The following is an 18,692-nucleotide window of genomic DNA, read 5'->3' as shown; positions in this document are numbered from 1 at the left end:
TCCTCGTATGATACATGATATCAACGAACAATCCCGCGAAGATATCTATTACGATACTCAAAAAGGTGTGCTGTTATATCACAACACTCTGAGCGAGTATCCGACTCACTGGCACAATGAGATCGAGCTCATCCTGCTATTGTCGGGAACGCTTCGCGTCAAATTTCACAATGATAAATCAACAGTGATAAATTGTGTACCCGGTGACATCGTAATGGTCGCTCCCGGAACACTTCACGAATATCTTTCCGAGTCAGATGGCGGAGAAAAGCTTATTCTCCTTTTCGACATCGGCGGATACTCTCAGGTTTCATCTCTTGTTCCGCTTCTTAAAGCAATGCCTGCTTACGTACATATCAAGCAGGAAGAATATCCCGTTGAAACGGCTCGTCTCCAGAATTACTTCTGGGAAATCGACAGGCTATACGGTCAGCGAGATGAATTCCTTCAGATCTCAGTTTACTCACTTGTTACTTTAATACTTGCGCAGATAGGAAGCATGCACTTAGGCGACACAAATCTTGCGAAAAACACCGCCGATCCTCAGCGCAAGAATATAGCTAAGCTGGTTGCGGTTACCAACTACATCGACTCACACAGATCCGACGATCTTACGGTTGAGCAGTTGGCTGAGCTCGCAGGCTTTTCCAAATTCCACTTTGAAAGACTCTTTAAGAACTACATGGGTATTTCCTGTTATCAATACATAACCAAGCGAAGAGTAATGATGGCTCAGGAGCTCCTCGGCGATACGGATCTCTCGGTCATGGATATCGCGCTTCAATCCGGTTTCTTTAGTCTTTCAACCTTCAACAGGGTGTTTAAAGAGATCAACAAATGCTCACCCACTGAGTTTAGAAAGCTTTACAGGACGGGAGCAGACTTTACTCCCGCCACCTGATCTTTATTCAATAGGTATTTCAAACGGGCACATCGGTATGCCGGTGACGTTAACTATGAGTCCGCCTCTATAGGTGTTTTCACAGCACCAGCGAAGAGCGACTGCATTCTTGACATCACCCTTGCTGCGTACAACGATGCTGCCCTCTTTTATTTCCGCATCCGCTTCATGAAGCTCCCCGTCTTTATCTACGAAAAAGAAATCTCGTATCTCGGTTCCTTTTCCTTCATCCGAAACCTTAGGATAGTCCGCATATTTTGCTTCAACAATAACAGTAATTCCTTCCCCTGTATCTTCAAGCTTTTTTACATTAGTTGCTATAGGTCCGCAATACGTTGCGGTATATAAGTATTTAAGATGTCCTGCCCAGAGCGCCAGTCTTTCTCCTACAGGCTTCTTGGTCACGGGATGAAGGTCGTTGTCTTCTCCAAGCCCCAGCGTAACGACAAGACCGGTTGAAGGTATATCCAAAATCTTGTTCTGCACGAGTCTAAACTCGCCCCAATTCTCTTCCTCTGTAAGATCGATAACAAAATTCGGAAGCTGCACGGCGATAAACGGAAGATTGTATTCATTCCATGCCTTTCTGTAGCCTCGTATCATTCTCTCTGTCAGATCGGCGTAATCCCAGGGCTCTGCGACATTGCTCTCGCCCTGATACCAGATAATTCCGTCGATAGGGAAATTATGGCAAGGCGCAGTCATAGCGTTGTAAAGTCCCGAAGCTTTCCAATTTATAAAATCCGTAGGCGGCATCTTGTCGCAGGTCGCACCGATCTTGTACTTCCAGATTCCGTCCAGATTCTCTGATGCTTCTTCGTTAAATATCCTGTATTCCTTGATAGGTCCCGGAGTTATCCTTCCAAGCCCCGTTTCTATACTGAGACGGACCGTAAGTACATTGTCTTTTTCTCTTGTAAGGCCTTCTCTTATGTCGTATTTTCTGGGCGGATACTGATATTCGGTTGTTCCGACTTTTTCACCGTTAATGTATGTCACATCGGAATCAACCATTGTTCCGAGGAAAAGACGCGCACTCTTACCCGCAAGCTCTTTTGGCAGATCGAATTTCTTTCGTAGCCATACGCTTCCTACGTGTCCTTCCAAAGGAGTTCCGGTAAACATAGTGGGAACCGAAAGTTCATCCCAGTCCGAATCATCCGTATTCTCTTTTTCCCAAGAATTCTGTATCCCGAGGTCTTTGTCATAAAGATCGTTTATCCATTTATTGGTCTTGTCTTCATTCCACTTGGCTCTCTCATTTCTGAAAGCCTCGTCATTGTATTTGTCGGTCTCGGCTATAAGCTCATCGTACCCTTCAAGCATCTGTCTGCTCATCCAGGATTCTATCCTCGAACCTCCGAGGGATGCGTTTATAAGGCCGACTGCCTGATTGGTCATGGATCTTATTACTTCGGCAAAAAAGTAAGCTACTATCGAAAAGTTCATGATGGTGTCTTTGTTTACGGACACCCAGCTTCCGGTGTTGTGTTCTTCGTAAGGTCCTGAAAAGCATGTTTCTTCCACTATCTTGAAGGTTCTGATCTTGTCATTGTCTTCTATTGCCTTAAGCTCCGGATATTTATCCGCGACTCTCGCGCCGGGAAATTCCATGTTGGACTGTCCCGAGCAGAACCAGACAATTCCGATCATTACGTCCTTAACAGTGATACTTTCCCCCTCGCTGTCGGAAACAGTAAGCTCATAAGGGCCGCCGCCCTCTCTGGCAAGAAGATAAATGTCAAATCGTCCGTCCTCGGATGTTTCAACATTTCCGACCACTCCGTCAAGCATTGCCGTTACCCTGACGCCGGGAGTGTCCCAGCCCCAGATATGTATACTTTTTCTTCTTTGTAATACGCATCCGTCAGACAACAAACGCGGTAAAATAAGTCTAGCCATGGCTAATCTCCTATCCTCTTAATGATTTGATTATAACCATTGCTATTCTTATTTTACCGCGTACATATTGCTAAAATCATGCTATATTTTGCTATTACGCAAGATAGTATATCATTTTAGCATTCGGAGCGATATTTACTTTAAAAAAATGACTTATTCCTGACTGTGTCCGGAGGAACCGATCCTGACAAGCGCTCTGTAGAGCTTGGCTTCCGCTCTTACTCTTGCTTCCTTATCAAGGATCTCGTTCTCAAGCATCTCCTCTGCTTTGGCTTTGGCTGCTTTGGCACGCTCGATATCGATGTCTTCGCTCCACTCCCAAGTTGTGGGAAGAACTCTGACTTCTCCGTTCATAACAGAAAGCATTCCGCCGATACAGGCGGCTTTTCTCTCTTCGCCATCTGCTGTGACGACTTTGGCTGTGCCCATTCCGATAGCCGTACAGTAGTTGGTGTGACGAGCAAGTATCTCGACGTCACCGTCTATCGTACGTAGCAATATCTTTTGAACTTCACCTTCAAATTCAAGGCCGTCCAGGGATACAACCTGTAAATGATAAGAAGTGGACATACAGATCCCCCTTACTGCTTCTTAGCTTTCTCAAATACTTCGTCGATAGTTCCAACGAGAAGGAATGCACTCTCGGGAAGATCATCGCACTCGCCGTCAAGGATCATCTTGAATCCGCGGATTGTCTCCTTAAGAGGAACGTACTTTCCGGGAAGTCCTGTGAACTGCTCCGCAACGGAGAAGCTCTGTGACAGGAAGTTCTGAACCTTACGTGCTCTGTATACGGTGAGCTTATCTTCTTCTGAAAGCTCGTCCATACCCATGATCGCAATGATATCCTGAAGCTCACGATATCTCTGAAGCACCTGCTGTACTCCCTTGGCAACTTCGTAGTGCTCTTTTCCGACGATATCGGGAGAGAGGATACGGCTTGTTGAATCAAGCGGATCAACAGCGGGATAAATACCCTTGGATGCGATGTCACGGGAAAGAACCGTTGTAGCATCAAGGTGTGTGAATGTTGTAGCGGGCGCCGGGTCGGTAAGGTCATCGGCAGGAACGTATACAGCCTGAACCGATGTGATGGAGCCCTTCTTGGTTGATGTGATACGCTCCTGGAGCGCACCCATCTCGGTAGCAAGTGTGGGCTGATAACCTACGGCTGAAGGCATACGTCCGAGAAGCGCTGAAACCTCTGAACCAGCCTGTGTGAAACGGAAAATATTATCGATGAAGAGGAGCACGTCCTGATTTTTTACATCACGGAAATACTCAGCCATCGTAAGTCCTGAAAGACCAACTCTCATTCTGGCTCCGGGTGGCTCGTTCATCTGTCCGTAAACCAGAGCTGTCTTATTGATAACTCCGGATTCTTTCATTTCTCCGTAAAGGTCGTTTCCTTCACGGGTACGCTCTCCAACACCGGTGAATACTGAAAGTCCGCCGTGTGCTGTAGCAACGTTATTGATAAGCTCCATGATAAGAACGGTCTTACCTACTCCGGCACCGCCGAAAAGACCGATCTTACCGCCCTTAGCGTAAGGGCAGATAAGGTCAACGACCTTGATACCTGTCTCAAAGATCTCTGTAGCGGGAACCTGATCTTCGTAAGCGGGAGCAGGTCTGTGAATAGGCCATCTCTCTGCTGTCTGAGGAGCAGGGCCGTTATCAACTGGGTCTCCGAGAAGGTTAAAGATTCTACCAAGGCACTCTTCACCAACGGGAACGGTGATAGAGCTTCCGGTATCAACAGCGTCAACACCACGAACAAGTCCGTCTGTTGAGCTCATGGCTACGCAACGTACTACGTCATCTCCGATCTGCTGAGCAACCTCCGCAACCAGCTTGTGATCATCGATCATGATCTCTATAGCATTGTGAAGGTCGGGAAGTTCACCCTCTTTGAATCGGATGTCGAGTACAGGTCCTGTAACCTGTATTACCTTTCCAACATGATTTTCACTCATTGTTAAACTCCTTTTGCATTTTATAGCGCTTCATATGGAAGTTCTGCTCTCGTGCTTTGCACTCGACAGAACAAGCTTCACACTAGGCTCGAAAATACCTCGCCAAGTGTTCAGCTTTCAGCTCCCGCAACGATCTCCGTGATCTCCTGCGTGATGCTTGCCTGACGCGCTCTGTTATAGTACAGACTCAAGGTATCTATCATTTCTTCTGCGTTATCTGTAGCGGCTTCCATCGCTGTTCTTCTTGCTGCAAGCTCACTCGCATAAGAAATGCTGATACTGGAATACATGATTCCCGCCAGATATTCCGGGACAATAGCGTTGAACACAGTCTCACTGTCCGGTTCATACAGTATCAGATCTTTAGCCTTGCCATCGTCTACCTTTTCTTCCGACTTAAGATCGGAAAGAGGAAGAAGCGATGATGCGGTAGGAATCTGAGAAAGCATCGATACAAAATCGGTATAGCACAGATAAATATGTCCGAACTCGCCGTTTCTGTATGCATCGCAGATAAGCTTGGCTATCTGGAAACAATCGGAGATTGTTATCTTGGCTACCTCGGCATATTCTTCCGTGAAAAGAGACACTTTTCTGTGCTTAAAATATTCAACGGATTTCTTACCGATGGGAAGGACGGTGTATTCACCTCTGTCCTTGGTCTCCGACTCCATGAACTTAAATAAGTTGGAGTTGTAGCCGCCCGCAAGTCCTCTGTCACCCGCAATTACAACGTACAGCCATTTATCGCTCTTACCGCTCTGGGTATACGGTGATCTGAAATCAGTATTACCGTTTGCGATGTCTGTAAGTGTTGCAAGTGTGGTCTCAAGATAAGGTTTGGATAAATCCGCCTTTTCTTTTGCCTTGCGGAGCTTTGATGCAGCGACGAGCTGCATCGCCTTGGTTATCTGCATAGTGCTTTGAACGCTCTTGATTCGGAGTTTAACAGCTTTCATACTTCCGGCCATTTTTTATCCTCCTATTAATTCGCACTCGCTTTTTTCTTTAAGAAGTTGTCTGTGTATGCGTTCAATGCGTCTTTTAACTTTTTCTCTGTTTCTTCCTCGAGCTTACCTGTCTCGCGGATGTCGCGCATAGCTGCAATTCCGGAAGGATCGTTGTCAAGGAATTCGTAAAGGCCTTCCTCGTACTCTGCAACGTCCGTTGCCTCAACCTTAATAAGGATGTTGTTTACAACGGCGTAAAGGATAGCAACCTGCTTCTCAACGGGAACGGGTTTATTCTTGTCCTGCTTGAGTACTTCAACGATACGCTCACCTTGTGCAAGACGCGCCTTGGTGTCTTCGTCAAGGTCGGAACCGAACTGAGCAAAGCTCTGAAGTTCTCGATACTGTGAATATACGAGTTTAAGTGTACCCGCAACCTTCTTCATTGCCTTGATCTGAGCGTTACCACCAACTCGGGATACCGAAATACCGGGGTTAACGGCCGGCATGATTCCTGAGTGGAATAGCTCTGTCTCAAGGAATATCTGTCCATCTGTGATAGAGATAACGTTGGTCGGGATGTACGCAGATACGTCGCCCGCCTGTGTCTCGATGATGGGAAGTGCGGTAAGTGATCCTCCTCCGTTCTCATCGGAAAGCTTAGCGGCTCTCTCAAGAAGTCTTGAGTGGAGGTAGAAAACGTCTCCAGGATAAGCCTCACGTCCGGGGGGTCTTCTGATCAAAAGTGAAAGTGCACGATATGCTACGGCGTGCTTGGAAAGATCGTCGTAGATGCAAAGCACGTGCTTACCTTTATTCATAAAGTACTCACCCATTGCACAACCTGTGTAAGGAGAAATATACTGAAGCGGGCTGGGCTCAGAAGCTGTAGCGGCAACTACGATCGTGTAGTCCATTGCGCCGCCCTTCTTAAGGTCCTCAACCAGCGCCGTTACTGTCGAACGTTTCTGTCCGATAGCAACATAAATACAGATAACATCCTTGCCCTTCTGGTTAAGGATAGTATCTATAGCTATTGTTGTTTTACCTGTCTGTCTGTCACCGATGATAAGCTCACGCTGACCTCTTCCGATGGGGATCATTGAATCGATAGCCTTGATACCTGTCTGAAGAGGCTCTTTAACGGGCTGTCTTGCAATGATACCGGGAGCGGGTGACTCCACAGGTCTGTATTCAGATGATTCGATCGGGCCTGCGCCGTCGATAGGCTGTCCGATAGCATTAACGACACGTCCGATCATCTTCTCACCTACAGGAACAGATACGACTCTTCCTGTACGCTTAACGGTCTGTCCTTCGCTGATTCCTACATCTTCTCCGAACAAAACCGCAGATACTACTGTTTCTTCGAGGTTCTGGGCCATTCCGAATGTACCGTTTTCAAACTCCAAAAGCTCTCCGGACATACAGTTCAAAAGGCCGCTGACTCTGGCAATACCGTCACCGACTGTGAGAACCGTTCCGGTCTCGTTCTGGATTATTGCGTTCTGATAATTCTTTATCTGGCTTCGAATGACCTCGGATATTTTTTCTGGTTTCAGTTCCATATTATCCTCCGACGTTTATTTTTCTTTATATAACTGTCTCGTCGACACGTCTCTGTATCTCGGATAACCTGCCTTTGACCGTTCCGTCAAAGAGCTGTCCTTCAAGATCGACGCGGACTCCTCCAAGAACTCCGGGGTCAACCTTCTGTGAAAGAAGTACTTTCTTGCCGCTTATCTTCTCGAGCTTAGCTTTAAGCTGCTCAAGCTGCGCGTCGCCCAGCGCTACTGCTGTGGTAACAAGGGCATCTGCGATACCGTGTTCCTCATTGTAGCTCCTTCTGAATCTCTTCTGACAAGCAGAAAACTCACGCAAAAGATCTTTTTCTATAAGGATCTTGATGAAGTTAAGAAGGTATTCCTGACATCCGTCTTTAAACGCTTCATCAACAAGCTTAAGTCTTTCTTTCTTGGGAACGGAAGGTTCCGAGAGGAGAGTGATATAATCGGGATTTTCTTTGAAAAGATCCCTTATGATCTCCATTTCTCCCAGTATTTCATCCGTAAGGTTCTCTTCGGCTGCCAGATCATACAGGCTCTGCCCATAAAGATCTCCAGCTTTACTCATGATTACCTCTTTTCTTTGATTAAGCTCCCACCTTGCTTATGAAGTCATCGATAAGCTTCTTGTGGTCTGCCTCATTGATCTCTTTTTCTACAACCTTACCTGCAATATCCATTGCAAGTCCGCCGATTTCATCTTTGGCCTCGTTGATAGCCTTCTTCTTCTCCTGCTCAATATCCGCAGCAGCTCTGGCTTTGATATCCGAAGCTTCCTGCTGAGCCTCTTTTACCATGGCATCTGCCTTGCTCTGTGCTTCCTTCTGTGCGTCGGAAACTATCTGAGCCGCCTCGGCATGAGCGTTGGTCAAGCTGCTCTCGTATTGGTCCTTCAGAGAATCGGCTTCTTCTTTGGCCTCTCTTGCTTCCCTGATCTCTTTATCCGCAAGCTCTTTTCTCTTCTCAAGTATGTTATTGATAGGTTTGAAAAGAAATCTCTTGATCAGATACATCTGAATGAAAAGATTTATTATCTGTGCAATAAAGGTCCAGGGAACCAGTGTTACCAGTTCCTGCGTATTCTTAGCTTCCGCAGTGAACATCATAAGCGCCTGTAATTGCATATATGTTCTCCTCTATATCGAATACGAATCCTTTATTACTGCAGATAGTTCATGAACATTCCGGGTGCTACGAAGATAAGCAGAAGTCCTGTAACGAATCCGTAGATACCTGTTGTCTCTGCGATAGCACAACCAAGAAGCATTGTACTTGTTACATCACCTTTGCACTCAGGCTGACGTCCGATTGCTTCGAGCGCCTTAGAAACGGCATTTCCTTCACCGATACCGGGGCCGATACCTGCGATAAGTGCACATCCTGCACCGATTCCGCATCCTGCAAGTGCTATACCTCTAGCTAATAACTGAAAATCACCCATAATTATTTGTCCTCCTAGAAAAACAATTTGTTTTTTTGTTCTATTTGATATTTGTATTTAATTTTTAGCCTTCCTCTGCTGCATTGGCGATATACATTACCGTCAACATACAGAAGATGAATGCCTGCATGCATCCTGAGAACCAATCAAAGTACACGCCTGTGACGGCCGGGATACCCACTCCCAAGATAGGGATGTTGGAAAGGAGTCTTCCAACCGCTCCCGGAATAAGCCCAAGGAGAGCAGCGGACGCAAGTCCCAATCCCCAGTAAATAAGACCGTCGATAACTACGCCGGAAAGGATATTTCCGAAATGACGGCAAGCCATGCTGACAGGTGTCGCAAGCTCCGAGAGAATGTTGAAAGGTGTCATGACCGCAATAGGTGTTGTGAAGCCCTTCAAATAACCTCCAAGACCGTTGGTCTTTATCTTGGTAGCAGTGATCATAATAAATACGACTACTGCCCAAGCCGCTTCCGTCGACAGATCCGCCGTCGGACTTCGAAGTCCCGTAAGACTTATCAGGTTCGATATTACACTTGTAGCAAAAAGAGCTGACACAAACGGTATCAGTTTATCGAACTTGTTTCCTCCGGTGTTGTTTCTAACGAAGTTATTGCCCGTCTCGACAAGCATTTCCGCAAAAGCCTGCCTCTTTGATATGTTCTCAACCTTCAGACCTCTTGTAAGGAATATGCACAGTCCGGTAATTATCGCCATTACGATCCAGCTCACAACAAGCGTCTCGGTAATGTTGATGTCTCCCAAAACGGGAATACCTGTATGGATCGTCGCATATATCTTGGGGCCGACAATCGAGAAATCACTACTCATATCTTCGTCTTCAACCTCCTTTCCCCGCAGATAATATTCCGCGTAGTTTTATCATCAAGCTAGGAATGAAAAGGGGAAGTATCCCCGATACCGGATTGATAAACGGCACCACTATGGCCAAAATGATCCAGAGAAACTGGAGAAGAGTTCTGTACCTATAGCTTACTCCCATTGTACCCCTAGCCTTTGCATCGTCAGTGATAGATGCCACCTTTTGCACGGTTAACGCCATCCAAAAGAAGTTTCCTACAGCAACGGCAAAACCGCCGATCGCTCCGAGAATAACTTTTATATCAAATGGTACCCAATCGGGTATAACCATGTGCAAAACAAAAAACACAACGATCATTATGAGAATACCTGCTCCCGTACTTGCCGCAACTATCCCCGTCTCTTTTTTAACTGCAGACTGTAATTTCATGCCTGATTCTCCCCTGTCCAAAGTCTTAGTTCAAAATTCAAATATGTTTGTTGAAAGATATTTCGTTATTGCTTCTTGATTTCTTTTTAGATTCTTTTTTTAGAACTGCCAGATAGACCTTATAGGCAGTCATCATAGAACCTCCAAGCCCCATTATAAATCCCGGTATGTAAACCCACGCTCCCACTGATAGCTTGGAGCATAATAGATAACACGCAAACAGACACATAAGAAGCGGCATCAGAAGGGATAGCCCCAGCTGTCCGACCATAGCTAATTGACCAAATATTTCAGACATTCGCTTCATCTGCATCTAATTTCTGTCTACGCTCCTCTTTTAATAAAATTCGATACAATCCTACCTTATATCTTAACTTATTTACGCTCATTTCACAATAAAACAAGCTATTATCGCAATTTTTACTCAGTTGCATCAAAAAAGTCGGATGCCGCGTAAATACTGGATTTCGCGATATCCGACTTCTATGTTTATATATATTTTACAAAATTTTACCGTTATATTTCGTGTAAATCACCATGCATCAAGCTTCCGGCTCCTGCTCTACAGCAGTAGTTTTGATATGAAGTTCCTCAAGCTGCTTGTCTGTAACGAATCCGGGAGCACCCATCATTACGTCCTGAGCGTTCTTGTTCATAGGGAAAGGAATGATCTCTCTGATAGAGTCCTCTCCTGCAAGGAGCATAACCATACGGTCTACACCGGGAGCGATTCCTGCGTGCGGAGGTGCTCCGTAGCAGAATGCGTTGTACATAGCAGGGAACTTGGCCTTAACGTCATCTTCGCCAAGTCTTACCATCTCAAATGCCTTGATCATTATCTCGGGATCATGGTTACGAACGGCTCCTGATGAAAGCTCTACGCCGTTACATACAAGGTCGTACTGATCCGCTGTAATGGAAAGAGGATCGATCTCGCCTCTCTCAGCCTTAAGAAGTGTCTCAAGACCGCCGCTGGGCATTGAGAAAGGATTGTGGCAGAACTCAAGCTCGCCTGACTCCTCGCCTATCTCGTACATAGGGAAATCAACGATCCAACAGAATGTGTACTGCTCTTTATCCATGTGTCCGGGAACCGCAGCGCCAAAGGTCTTAACGATAACACCGGCTGTCTTCTGTGCAGCGCCGAGCTTGCCGCTTGAAAGAACAACAAGGTCGCCTGCCTTAAGATTAAGTGCTGAAACAACAGCATCCTTAATGGGCGCAACAAACTTGGAGATACCGCCTACAAGTTCGTTGTTCTCGTCTATTCTGAACCAATAAGCCTTGTTTCCTGACTGAACCTCAACATCGCTTATTGTCTTATCTATAAACTTTCTGCTCTCTTTGAAATCAGATATAACTACAGCCTTGATCCTTACATCTGTAACACTTCCGTCCTCTGCGGTCTTGGCAAAAGGTCCGAAGCCACAATCTGCAAGCTGCTCTGTAACGTCCTGTACTGTAAGGTCGATTCTGAGATCGGGCTTATCTGTTCCGTACTTCTCCATTGCCTCAAGGTAAGGAATGCGCATGAAAGGTGCACCTGAAGCGCGGTCGTAGTTACCGTACTTAGCAAAAATAGGAGGAAGTACATCCTCGATAACTGCAAATACATCTTCCTGAGAAGCAAATGCCATCTCCATATCAAGCTGATAGAACTCTCCGGGGCTTCTGTCGCCTCTTGCGTCCTCATCACGGAAACAAGGTGCAATCTGGAAGTAGCGGTCAAAGCCGGCTGTCATGAGAAGCTGCTTGAACTGCTGAGGTGCCTGAGGAAGTGCATAGAACTTGCCCGGATGCTTTCTCGCAGGAACAAGGTAGTCTCTTGCGCCCTCGGGTGAAGATGCTGTAAGTATGGGAGTTGTGATCTCCAAGAAACCATGCTCCGTCATTGACTGACGAAGAGCTGCAATTACGTTACATCTAAGAATAATGTTCTTTTTAACCTCGGGATTACGAAGATCAAGGTATCTGTACTTAAGACGAGCAGTCTCATCAGCCTCTCTTGAGTGGTTGATCTCAAAAGGAAGCTCATTGTATCTACAACGTCCGAGAATCTCGATAGACTCGGGAACGACCTCAATGTCACCTGTCTCCTGCTTGGGGTTCTTAGAGCTACGCTCTCTTACAACACCCTTTACGGAAATTGTAGACTCTTTGTTGATAGCCTTCGCTGTCTTAACCATCTCCTCGGTCTCAAGAACGATCTGTGTTGTGCCGTAGAAGTCACGAAGTACGACGAATCCGAGTCCGCTTCCTACTTCTCTCATATTCTCAAGCCATCCGACAAGCGTAACGCTCTTGCCGGCATCGCCGATACGAAGCTCACCACAGTTATGTGTACGTGATTGCATCATGTGTATTACTCCATTTCTGATTAAAAATATTGATGTTTTTGCAATTTAAAATGCGCGGTATCGGAAAAAATCCAATACCACGCACAACATTTTAGAACATCATTGCATTAGTTGCAAGTGTATTTACCTTATTATTATCTAACCTTGTTGCCACCCCATTCTACAACGGTGAATCCGTCTCTGCTGCCCTCTTGTATGGACTGCGGATTGATCTTTACATATTTATCGGACGGATACCATGCCATGAATACACGGATAAGATTATCAGGCTGAGGCGAAACGCTAAGCTTCGCGCCCTTCTTGTATGTATCGCCCTGGAAGCTGATCACATTATATTCATTGCCTTCCATTCTGGGAAGCCAGAACTCTATGAACTCAGCGGTTTCAGCATCATTAAGTCCCATCTCATGAAGCTTGTCATTAAGGAAGCTCTCAGTATCAGAACCCTTAACGCAGAAGCCTGAGAAGAAATCATACTCGTAATTGGGATCTCCTTCCCAGAAAAGATATTCGTAAGTCTGTCCGTCATACGTGATGGTACCGTCCTTGTCGGCAACCACTTCCCACTTATTCTCAGAACTAAACTCAGGAATAAGTTCATTGAGATTACCGTCGTAGTCAAGACTTACCTCTACTTCCGTTCCGTCTTCTTCAGGATATAGATAAATTACAGGCTTAAGGTCAAGTCCCGGCTCTTCGTGTTTTACATCCGGACATTTCTTTTTGGCGCAAAAAGCAAATCCTACGCAGCACAGCATAAGACAAGCAGCCAAAAAAGCTATCATATACTTTGTTCTCATAAGCCCACCTCCACAATACTCTAACAAATTGGGAAATTCCCACAACATAATTATATACTTATTATCGTCAAAAAGATAGGCATTCATGAGTGAATTGCAAGAATTTTTATCAATTTTTATTAATTTATCTGAATTCTTTGGAGTAGTAGGGGATTATTATGTCTTCTCCCGCCTTAACCGTGCCGCCTTCCTCGATATGATTGATACTGCAGACTTCGGCGATATAGTCATCTATACTGTCATACTTCTCGTATGAGATGTTGGCAGACGCTATACTCCAGAGCGAATCACCTGCACTAACAGGGATTTGTTTATAGTATTTGTAGAGAATATCGCTATTATCCACCTTGGCATTAAGTGTTATCGTCATGGCAAAAAAGATTATCGCAAAGACCACGAGCGCCGCAATAAGCCCCAGTACAAGGCGCTGTCTTCTTACAATCTTCTGCCTCCTTAATTTGTTCTTGTAAATCCTAAGCTCACTCTTTGATAAAAATCTCTGATCGTTATATAAGCTAGCCGCTGTCATAAGTGCCCTTGTCATATCACACCTCCAAAATACTTCCCTCTACACGGGCTCTTTCTCCCCAATGAAAAAAGCTTGTGTCGCGAGGTAGTTATCTACCTTACAACACAAGCTTATAATTTTAGGTGTGTCATAAAAAGGACAGCTTATTTTTCGCGATACTTAAGTAGGCCTGCACATATTATCAAGATCAATAATAGCAAAGGAAAAACATAAAGCGAAAAACGGATATTTAAAAAATATAAAACGCCTGTAACTATCAGCACCACTGCGTCCACAATCCCAATTATACGTATAATCTTCATATTTGTTCCTCCTGTCCTCATGTTCGCGTTCAACTTTCCCCGTAATATTCTAGCACAGCTCTGCCTACATTTCGAGCAACGCCTTCTCCATAGAGAGAATCTATAACTCCCGCGACTTTAGCATCACTTATATATGATCTTGCGCCCGCGATCAGCATGGAGCGTGCATTACTCATATGATACATTTTGTTTGTGTTATCCTCAAGTCTCTGCACAAGTTTATGGCGCTTTGTTTGTTCCTTCGGAAGTTTGGCAAAAGAGTGATAGATATCCTTAAGTTCTTCTTCCAATGCCTTATGTTCCTCGGGCGTCATGGAATCTATTTCTTTAAGAGCCTTCAAGTAGTTTTCTTTACTTCCGTACATGCGAAGAATATCTTCCCCGATCTCTCCTTGTGTGAGATTGGTCTCCACAGTCTTTTTCATCTCTGCAATATCTTCTTTTTTTACAGGCTTACTTGTAACCTTCTTGATCTCAGCTTCTTTTTCTTTAGCCTCTTTTATCAAGATATCTGACACAGTCTTGGCTTCATCTTCTGTAAAAGGTTCAAAGCTTATATTCTTACCTTCCGAATCAAGCCCATCTATCACTCTTATCAATCCGTTCAGCTTATTGACTTTACGAACCAGCTTTTCTTTTTGAGCCTTCAACACGCTGTTATAATCACGTTTTCCGGCGTCCAAGATTTCTTTTATCTCGGAAAGCGGTATCTCCATTTCTTTCAGAAAAACTATGGCGCGCAGCCTCTTTAGATCTTCGTCGTCATATAATCTATATCCGGCTTCGCTTCTTTTCTTAGGAACGAGGAGTCCTATATTGTCATAGTGTCTTAGGGCTCTCTCCGATAGCCCTGCTATTTTAGCAACTTCTTTTACTGTCTTCATGGTCAAGCCTCCTTTTATATTCAGTTTAAAGGTTGACGCTACGTCAGGGTCAAGAAAATTATAACACAGCCATATAATTCATGACGAAAACCATATTTGACGAAAGTATATAGAAGTATATAAAAGTATATAAGAATATAAAAAGTATAAGGGTCTTATAGATGTATCGACTCACGGTATCATCAAATACACGCTTCCAAGATTTGATATCTTTGTAAAAAATCAGCCTCAATAAAAACATTGCCCCTTGCCTGAATTGCGATCAGGCAAGGGACCTTTTTTATATTAAATCTTCGCACTAATTATATTAAGGGGCATAAATTTTGTTTATGATTTTTATTTAAGATCTTTTTCCGTGATCGCCTTTACGTTAGGTGTTCTGCCGTCCTCTGAGCAAGGGATTTCGATCTCCTTATTCTTAAGCTGCGTGACAGCTTTCTCTCTTAAATCCTTATCCCATTCATAACCTGTGATCTTCCAGTTATCATCGCACTCGGGTTTGATCTGGCCTTTCTTAACATTGGATATATAGTCACCGATCAACTCTCGAACTCCGCCGATATCGCCTTTGACATCGATCTCAACAAGTTCCGGAAGATCCTCGCCTTCCTCATAAACCTCTCCGGGTGTGAGCAAGTGAGATGAAGCTCTGTAGTTGTTTACTGCGATATCAAACTCATCGTCGTCGCGGACGGGTGTACCGTCAGGCCATGTAAGATTCTCAATCCTGCTGCCGGGTTCTTTCGAAATGTTGATCTCGTAGTTTACACCCGCGAACATATCGAAATTATAAGCACGTACATCGGGGTTAAAAGAAATTGTGAGGTCGCCGGGTTTAAAGGTGTTAAAATACTTCGCCGACCACTCCATGTATTTCTTGAGCTGCGCACCTGTCATGTGAAGCTTGTAAAGTGTATTGGTATATTTATAAATAAGTGCCGTATCACACTTCTTGATATCTCCGGGATACATGTTGGCGCCTGCTGTAAACAGCGCTGCGGCTGAAACTTTGGCTCCCGTATAATGAAGCTGAACATCATTTATAAGATCGATAAGAGCAGTGTCTTTTATCTGAGCAGTAGGAATCTCTTCTATCTCATTTGCAGGAGAAAGCTGATCTCCGACAAGCTTTCCTATAACACTGTTTGCATCATCCTTGGCCTGCTCATCATATTTACCGAGGAGCTCAACGAGCTCGGGATCTGCTTCATAATCTTTGGTCTCAACACTCTTTGATGTCTTATCGGCAACCTTGTAACCGTCGCCATCCTTCTCAAGCGTAAGATCAATAACAGAGAAGGTCTTCGCCATCTCTGTGTTCATAACAACGAGCGTACCGTTTATAGTCTCGCCTTCAACCAATGCGTGTGCATGGGATGCAAGCATAACATCGAATTCGGGACACTCTTTTAAAATATCCTCAACTCCGGAATTGGGAACATCGTATTCGTCATCAATTCCCATATGATATACACCGACAAGAACATCATACTGTCCTTTAATGCTGTCGATTATCTTGCGTGTCTCCTCAAGCGGATCGGTAACCATGCAATCAGCAAGGTTTACACTGTCCCAACGTGTAATGTTGGGAGTAACCATTCCAATAACGGCAACTCTGACGCCGTTCTTATCAATGATGGTATATCCGTCTGCTATCGGCTCTCCGTTTTCATCATAAACATTGCCGCCAAGCGTAGCACATTCCAAATCTCCGATTGTCTTTTTTACAACATCCATGCCGTAGTTGAACTCATGGTTTCCGACCGTCCATACATCATATTTAAGGGCATTTATCGCCTGTATCATAGGATGTACGTCATCTTGTCCGACAAAGATATCGGAATAATTGTCCTGAATGGTGTCACCTGCGTCAAAAAGCAAGGTGTCCTCTGTGCGATACTCTTTTAATGCTGTAGAAAGCTGAGCTACACTACCGGAAGTATCCTCAGCATTAAGAGCATAATCCCAAGGCAGGAACTTTCCGTGAAGGTCACTTGTTCCGATTATTCGGAGGGTCTTGGTCTCCGCGCCGGATCCCGCCTGATCTGAGCTTGCTTCCACAGAAGCGCTCTCGGTAGGTTTAGCCGCTCCGTTATCCTCATCCTTCGGAGCACTACCGCCGGCCGCACAACCTACAGTCATAACAAACGCAGTACATAACGCCACTATACCAGTTGCAAATTTCTTCATTTTCATATTCTCCTTCCCGTTATAAAATAAGCGTTTTATATATTCAGATGCAGCAACCTCGTTGCAATATTGAAATACGCAAGGAGTGAGAGCGCATCAACGATCGTAGTGATCATGGGACTCGCCATAACAGCAGGGTCAAAGCCGAGCTTGGATGTAATCATCGGCAAGCAACAGCCAATGAGCTTGGCGATAACAACAACCATAAGCAGTGTCAGACAAATGACAGCCGCAACCGAAACGGTGAGTCTGTCAAGGAATATCAATTTAAGGAAATTGGCTGCTGCCAGCGTAAGACCGCAAAGCACGGCAACTCTTATTTCTTTCCATATGATCTTAAACAGATTCGCAAACTCAATCTCTTTTAGCGAAAGACTACGAATGATCGAAACGCTTGCCTGCGAACCCGCATTACCGCCTGTATCCATAAGCATTGGAATATATGCGGTAAGTATTACGTATGCTGAAAGCGCATCTTCAAACTTAGTAATGATCGCGCCCGTAAATGTAGCGCTGACCATGAGGAACAGAAGCCACGGCATTCTGCTCTTGTATGTCTCAAAGATTCCAACCTTGGGATAAGGCTTGTCGGACGGCACGATAGCAGCCATCTTCTCGATATCCTCGGTAGCCTCTTCTTCCAAGATGTCCACAACGTCATCGATAGTGATGATTCCGACCATACGCGATTCGTTGTCTACAACGGGCATGGCGGTGAAGCCGTATTTCTGGAACATTCTCGCAGCTTCTTCCTGGTCGGTCATCGTATTGATGCTTATGACATTGGTGTTCATGATGTCACCGATCACGTCATCTGGTTTCATGATGAGCAAATATCTGAGCGCCACGGTTCCGACAAGTATCTTTTGCTTGGTAACAACGTAGCAGATATTGATTGTCTCGGAATCAACGCCCTTTTGCCGTATTCTGTTGATTGCATCTGTGACGGACATATCTTCTCGCAGATCAACATACTCCACGGTCATGATACTTCCGGCAGAGTCCTCAGGATACTGCAGAAGGTGATTGATATCAGCGCGTGTCTCGGGACTTGCATTGGCAAGTATGCGCTTAACTACACTGGCCGGCATTTCCTCCAAAAGGTCGGTAGCGTCATCGGCCATTAGATTGTCAACGATTGTGGAAGCCTCTCGATCTGACAGTGAACGGATGATATATTGCTGATCATCCAGCTCCAGGTCGGCAAATACGTCGGCAGCCATGTCCTTAGGGAGGATCCTGAACATCTTGAGGGAATCCTCATCCTCCATCTCTCCCATTGCAGCAGCGATATCTACTGTATTCATCTCTGAGATTGTCTGGCGAAGCTTGGTGTATTGCCTAGATTCAAGAAGCTCTTTTAAGATTTCAACGATTGTCTTCTCTTCTTGTAATTCCATGGTAATCTCCTTTTCTATGTGCGGTTTTTATGGTACTTCGACCGGGAGCAGGATCGCTGCCACATTTATGTGAATCCTTCTTCATAAAAACCACCACCTTTCCTTCGGAGATTTCCCAATAGGGATGCGAATTGCTTTAGATTAACAAGCACATTTACTGTACCACAAATCGCCTTTGTTGTGTAGATATTAGGCCAAATAAAAATTCAATTGCTAAACGGGATGAAGATTGCAAAATG

Annotated in this window: 18 protein-coding genes; 1 reads left to right on the top strand and 17 read right to left on the bottom strand. The window is 45.0% G+C overall.

The window, feature by feature from the left end; genetic code table 11:
• Window positions 1–7: 7 nt before the first annotated feature.
• Window positions 8–901, top strand: a complete 894-nt coding sequence (locus D6853_RS10555; protein WP_120657978.1) for a helix-turn-helix transcriptional regulator — start codon at window positions 8–10, stop codon at window positions 899–901.
• A gap of 3 nt (window positions 902–904) precedes the next feature.
• On the opposite strand, the gene D6853_RS10550 is transcribed toward D6853_RS10555, so the two are convergent.
• The 17 genes from D6853_RS10550 to mgtE all read right to left on the bottom strand — a co-directional run bounded on the left by D6853_RS10550 (window position 905) and on the right by mgtE (window position 18,453).
• Window positions 905–2,803 (bottom strand): sialate O-acetylesterase, encoded by a 1,899-nt coding sequence (locus tag D6853_RS10550; protein WP_120657977.1) that lies wholly within the window; start codon window positions 2,801–2,803, stop codon window positions 905–907.
• Window positions 2,804–2,956: 153 nt separating this feature from the next.
• Entirely contained in the window at window positions 2,957–3,373 is a 417-nt protein-coding gene (gene atpC / locus D6853_RS10545; protein ID WP_120657976.1) for an ATP synthase F1 subunit epsilon, read from the bottom strand.
• Window positions 3,374–3,384: 11 nt separating this feature from the next.
• Entirely contained in the window at window positions 3,385–4,779 is a 1,395-nt protein-coding gene (gene atpD / locus D6853_RS10540; RefSeq protein WP_092246429.1) for a F0F1 ATP synthase subunit beta, read from the bottom strand.
• A gap of 110 nt (window positions 4,780–4,889) precedes the next feature.
• The gene (gene atpG, locus D6853_RS10535) at window positions 4,890–5,750 is read right to left on the bottom strand and encodes an ATP synthase F1 subunit gamma (protein ID WP_120657975.1); all 861 of its coding nucleotides are present in this window, start codon (window positions 5,748–5,750) and stop codon (window positions 4,890–4,892) included.
• A 14-nt stretch (window positions 5,751–5,764) separates the two neighbouring features.
• A complete protein-coding gene (atpA, locus tag D6853_RS10530; protein ID WP_092246435.1) occupies window positions 5,765–7,297 on the bottom strand; it encodes a F0F1 ATP synthase subunit alpha in 1,533 nt (510 codons plus the stop codon).
• A 25-nt stretch (window positions 7,298–7,322) separates the two neighbouring features.
• Window positions 7,323–7,862: an ATP synthase F1 subunit delta gene (gene atpH / locus D6853_RS10525; protein WP_120657974.1), complete on the bottom strand. Its 540-nt coding sequence runs from the start codon at window positions 7,860–7,862 to the stop codon at window positions 7,323–7,325.
• A 19-nt stretch (window positions 7,863–7,881) separates the two neighbouring features.
• Window positions 7,882–8,418, bottom strand: coding sequence for a F0F1 ATP synthase subunit B (atpF, locus tag D6853_RS10520; protein ID WP_243108339.1), 537 nt, complete (start codon window positions 8,416–8,418; stop codon window positions 7,882–7,884).
• A gap of 35 nt (window positions 8,419–8,453) precedes the next feature.
• Complete coding sequence (atpE, locus tag D6853_RS10515; protein ID WP_120657973.1) at window positions 8,454–8,735, bottom strand: ATP synthase F0 subunit C; 282 nt, start codon at window positions 8,733–8,735, stop codon at window positions 8,454–8,456.
• Between the two features lie 64 nt (window positions 8,736–8,799).
• Window positions 8,800–9,570 (bottom strand): F0F1 ATP synthase subunit A, encoded by a 771-nt coding sequence (locus tag D6853_RS10510; protein ID WP_120657972.1) that lies wholly within the window; start codon window positions 9,568–9,570, stop codon window positions 8,800–8,802.
• 10 nt (window positions 9,571–9,580) lie between these two features.
• Window positions 9,581–9,991 carry an ATP synthase subunit I gene (locus D6853_RS10505; RefSeq protein ID WP_120657971.1) on the bottom strand — a complete coding sequence of 137 codons (411 nt, stop codon included), beginning with the start codon at window positions 9,989–9,991 and terminating at the stop codon, window positions 9,581–9,583.
• A gap of 37 nt (window positions 9,992–10,028) precedes the next feature.
• Window positions 10,029–10,304 carry an AtpZ/AtpI family protein gene (locus D6853_RS10500; RefSeq protein ID WP_243108338.1) on the bottom strand — a complete coding sequence of 92 codons (276 nt, stop codon included), beginning with the start codon at window positions 10,302–10,304 and terminating at the stop codon, window positions 10,029–10,031.
• Window positions 10,305–10,533: 229 nt separating this feature from the next.
• Window positions 10,534–12,348, bottom strand: a complete 1,815-nt coding sequence (gene aspS / locus D6853_RS10495) for an aspartate--tRNA ligase (protein ID WP_120657970.1) — start codon at window positions 12,346–12,348, stop codon at window positions 10,534–10,536.
• Window positions 12,349–12,482: 134 nt separating this feature from the next.
• A complete protein-coding gene (locus D6853_RS15495) occupies window positions 12,483–13,148 on the bottom strand; it encodes a hypothetical protein (protein WP_120657969.1) in 666 nt (221 codons plus the stop codon).
• A 124-nt stretch (window positions 13,149–13,272) separates the two neighbouring features.
• A complete protein-coding gene (locus D6853_RS10485; protein WP_120657968.1) occupies window positions 13,273–13,692 on the bottom strand; it encodes a hypothetical protein in 420 nt (139 codons plus the stop codon).
• Between the two features lie 316 nt (window positions 13,693–14,008).
• The gene (locus D6853_RS10480; RefSeq protein WP_120657967.1) at window positions 14,009–14,863 is read right to left on the bottom strand and encodes a MerR family transcriptional regulator; all 855 of its coding nucleotides are present in this window, start codon (window positions 14,861–14,863) and stop codon (window positions 14,009–14,011) included.
• A gap of 336 nt (window positions 14,864–15,199) precedes the next feature.
• On the bottom strand, window positions 15,200–17,053 hold the full coding sequence (locus tag D6853_RS10475; protein ID WP_243108337.1) for a 5'-nucleotidase C-terminal domain-containing protein: 1,854 nt from the start codon (window positions 17,051–17,053) through the stop codon (window positions 15,200–15,202).
• A 35-nt stretch (window positions 17,054–17,088) separates the two neighbouring features.
• Window positions 17,089–18,453, bottom strand: a complete 1,365-nt coding sequence (gene mgtE, locus D6853_RS10470) for a magnesium transporter (RefSeq protein ID WP_120657966.1) — start codon at window positions 18,451–18,453, stop codon at window positions 17,089–17,091.
• Window positions 18,454–18,692: the final 239 nt, after the last annotated feature.

The organism is Butyrivibrio sp. X503 (assembly GCF_003625475.1).
Lineage (GTDB): Bacteria > Bacillota > Clostridia > Lachnospirales > Lachnospiraceae > Butyrivibrio.
This window is presented reverse-complemented; position numbering and strand designations above follow the sequence as displayed.

Coding starts and splice junctions, on each gene's coding strand:
- D6853_RS10480 (WP_120657967.1), bottom strand. CDS start 14,863: ATGAAGACAGTAAAAGAAGTTGCTAAAATAGCAGGGCTATCGGAGAGA.
- atpH (WP_120657974.1), bottom strand. CDS start 7,862: ATGAGTAAAGCTGGAGATCTTTATGGGCAGAGCCTGTATGATCTGGCA.
- atpG (WP_120657975.1), bottom strand. CDS start 5,750: ATGGCCGGAAGTATGAAAGCTGTTAAACTCCGAATCAAGAGCGTTCAA.
- D6853_RS10510 (WP_120657972.1), bottom strand. CDS start 9,570: ATGAGTAGTGATTTCTCGATTGTCGGCCCCAAGATATATGCGACGATC.
- atpA (WP_092246435.1), bottom strand. CDS start 7,297: ATGGAACTGAAACCAGAAAAAATATCCGAGGTCATTCGAAGCCAGATA.
- aspS (WP_120657970.1), bottom strand. CDS start 12,348: ATGATGCAATCACGTACACATAACTGTGGTGAGCTTCGTATCGGCGAT.
- D6853_RS10550 (WP_120657977.1), bottom strand. CDS start 2,803: ATGGCTAGACTTATTTTACCGCGTTTGTTGTCTGACGGATGCGTATTA.
- D6853_RS10505 (WP_120657971.1), bottom strand. CDS start 9,991: ATGAAATTACAGTCTGCAGTTAAAAAAGAGACGGGGATAGTTGCGGCA.
- atpC (WP_120657976.1), bottom strand. CDS start 3,373: ATGTCCACTTCTTATCATTTACAGGTTGTATCCCTGGACGGCCTTGAA.
- D6853_RS15495 (WP_120657969.1), bottom strand. CDS start 13,148: ATGAGAACAAAGTATATGATAGCTTTTTTGGCTGCTTGTCTTATGCTG.
- D6853_RS10475 (WP_243108337.1), bottom strand. CDS start 17,053: ATGAAGAAATTTGCAACTGGTATAGTGGCGTTATGTACTGCGTTTGTT.
- D6853_RS10485 (WP_120657968.1), bottom strand. CDS start 13,692: ATGACAAGGGCACTTATGACAGCGGCTAGCTTATATAACGATCAGAGA.
- D6853_RS10555 (WP_120657978.1), top strand. CDS start 8: ATGATACATGATATCAACGAACAATCCCGCGAAGATATCTATTACGAT.
- atpD (WP_092246429.1), bottom strand. CDS start 4,779: ATGAGTGAAAATCATGTTGGAAAGGTAATACAGGTTACAGGACCTGTA.
- mgtE (WP_120657966.1), bottom strand. CDS start 18,453: ATGGAATTACAAGAAGAGAAGACAATCGTTGAAATCTTAAAAGAGCTT.
- atpF (WP_243108339.1), bottom strand. CDS start 8,418: ATGCAATTACAGGCGCTTATGATGTTCACTGCGGAAGCTAAGAATACG.
- D6853_RS10500 (WP_243108338.1), bottom strand. CDS start 10,304: ATGCAGATGAAGCGAATGTCTGAAATATTTGGTCAATTAGCTATGGTC.
- atpE (WP_120657973.1), bottom strand. CDS start 8,735: ATGGGTGATTTTCAGTTATTAGCTAGAGGTATAGCACTTGCAGGATGC.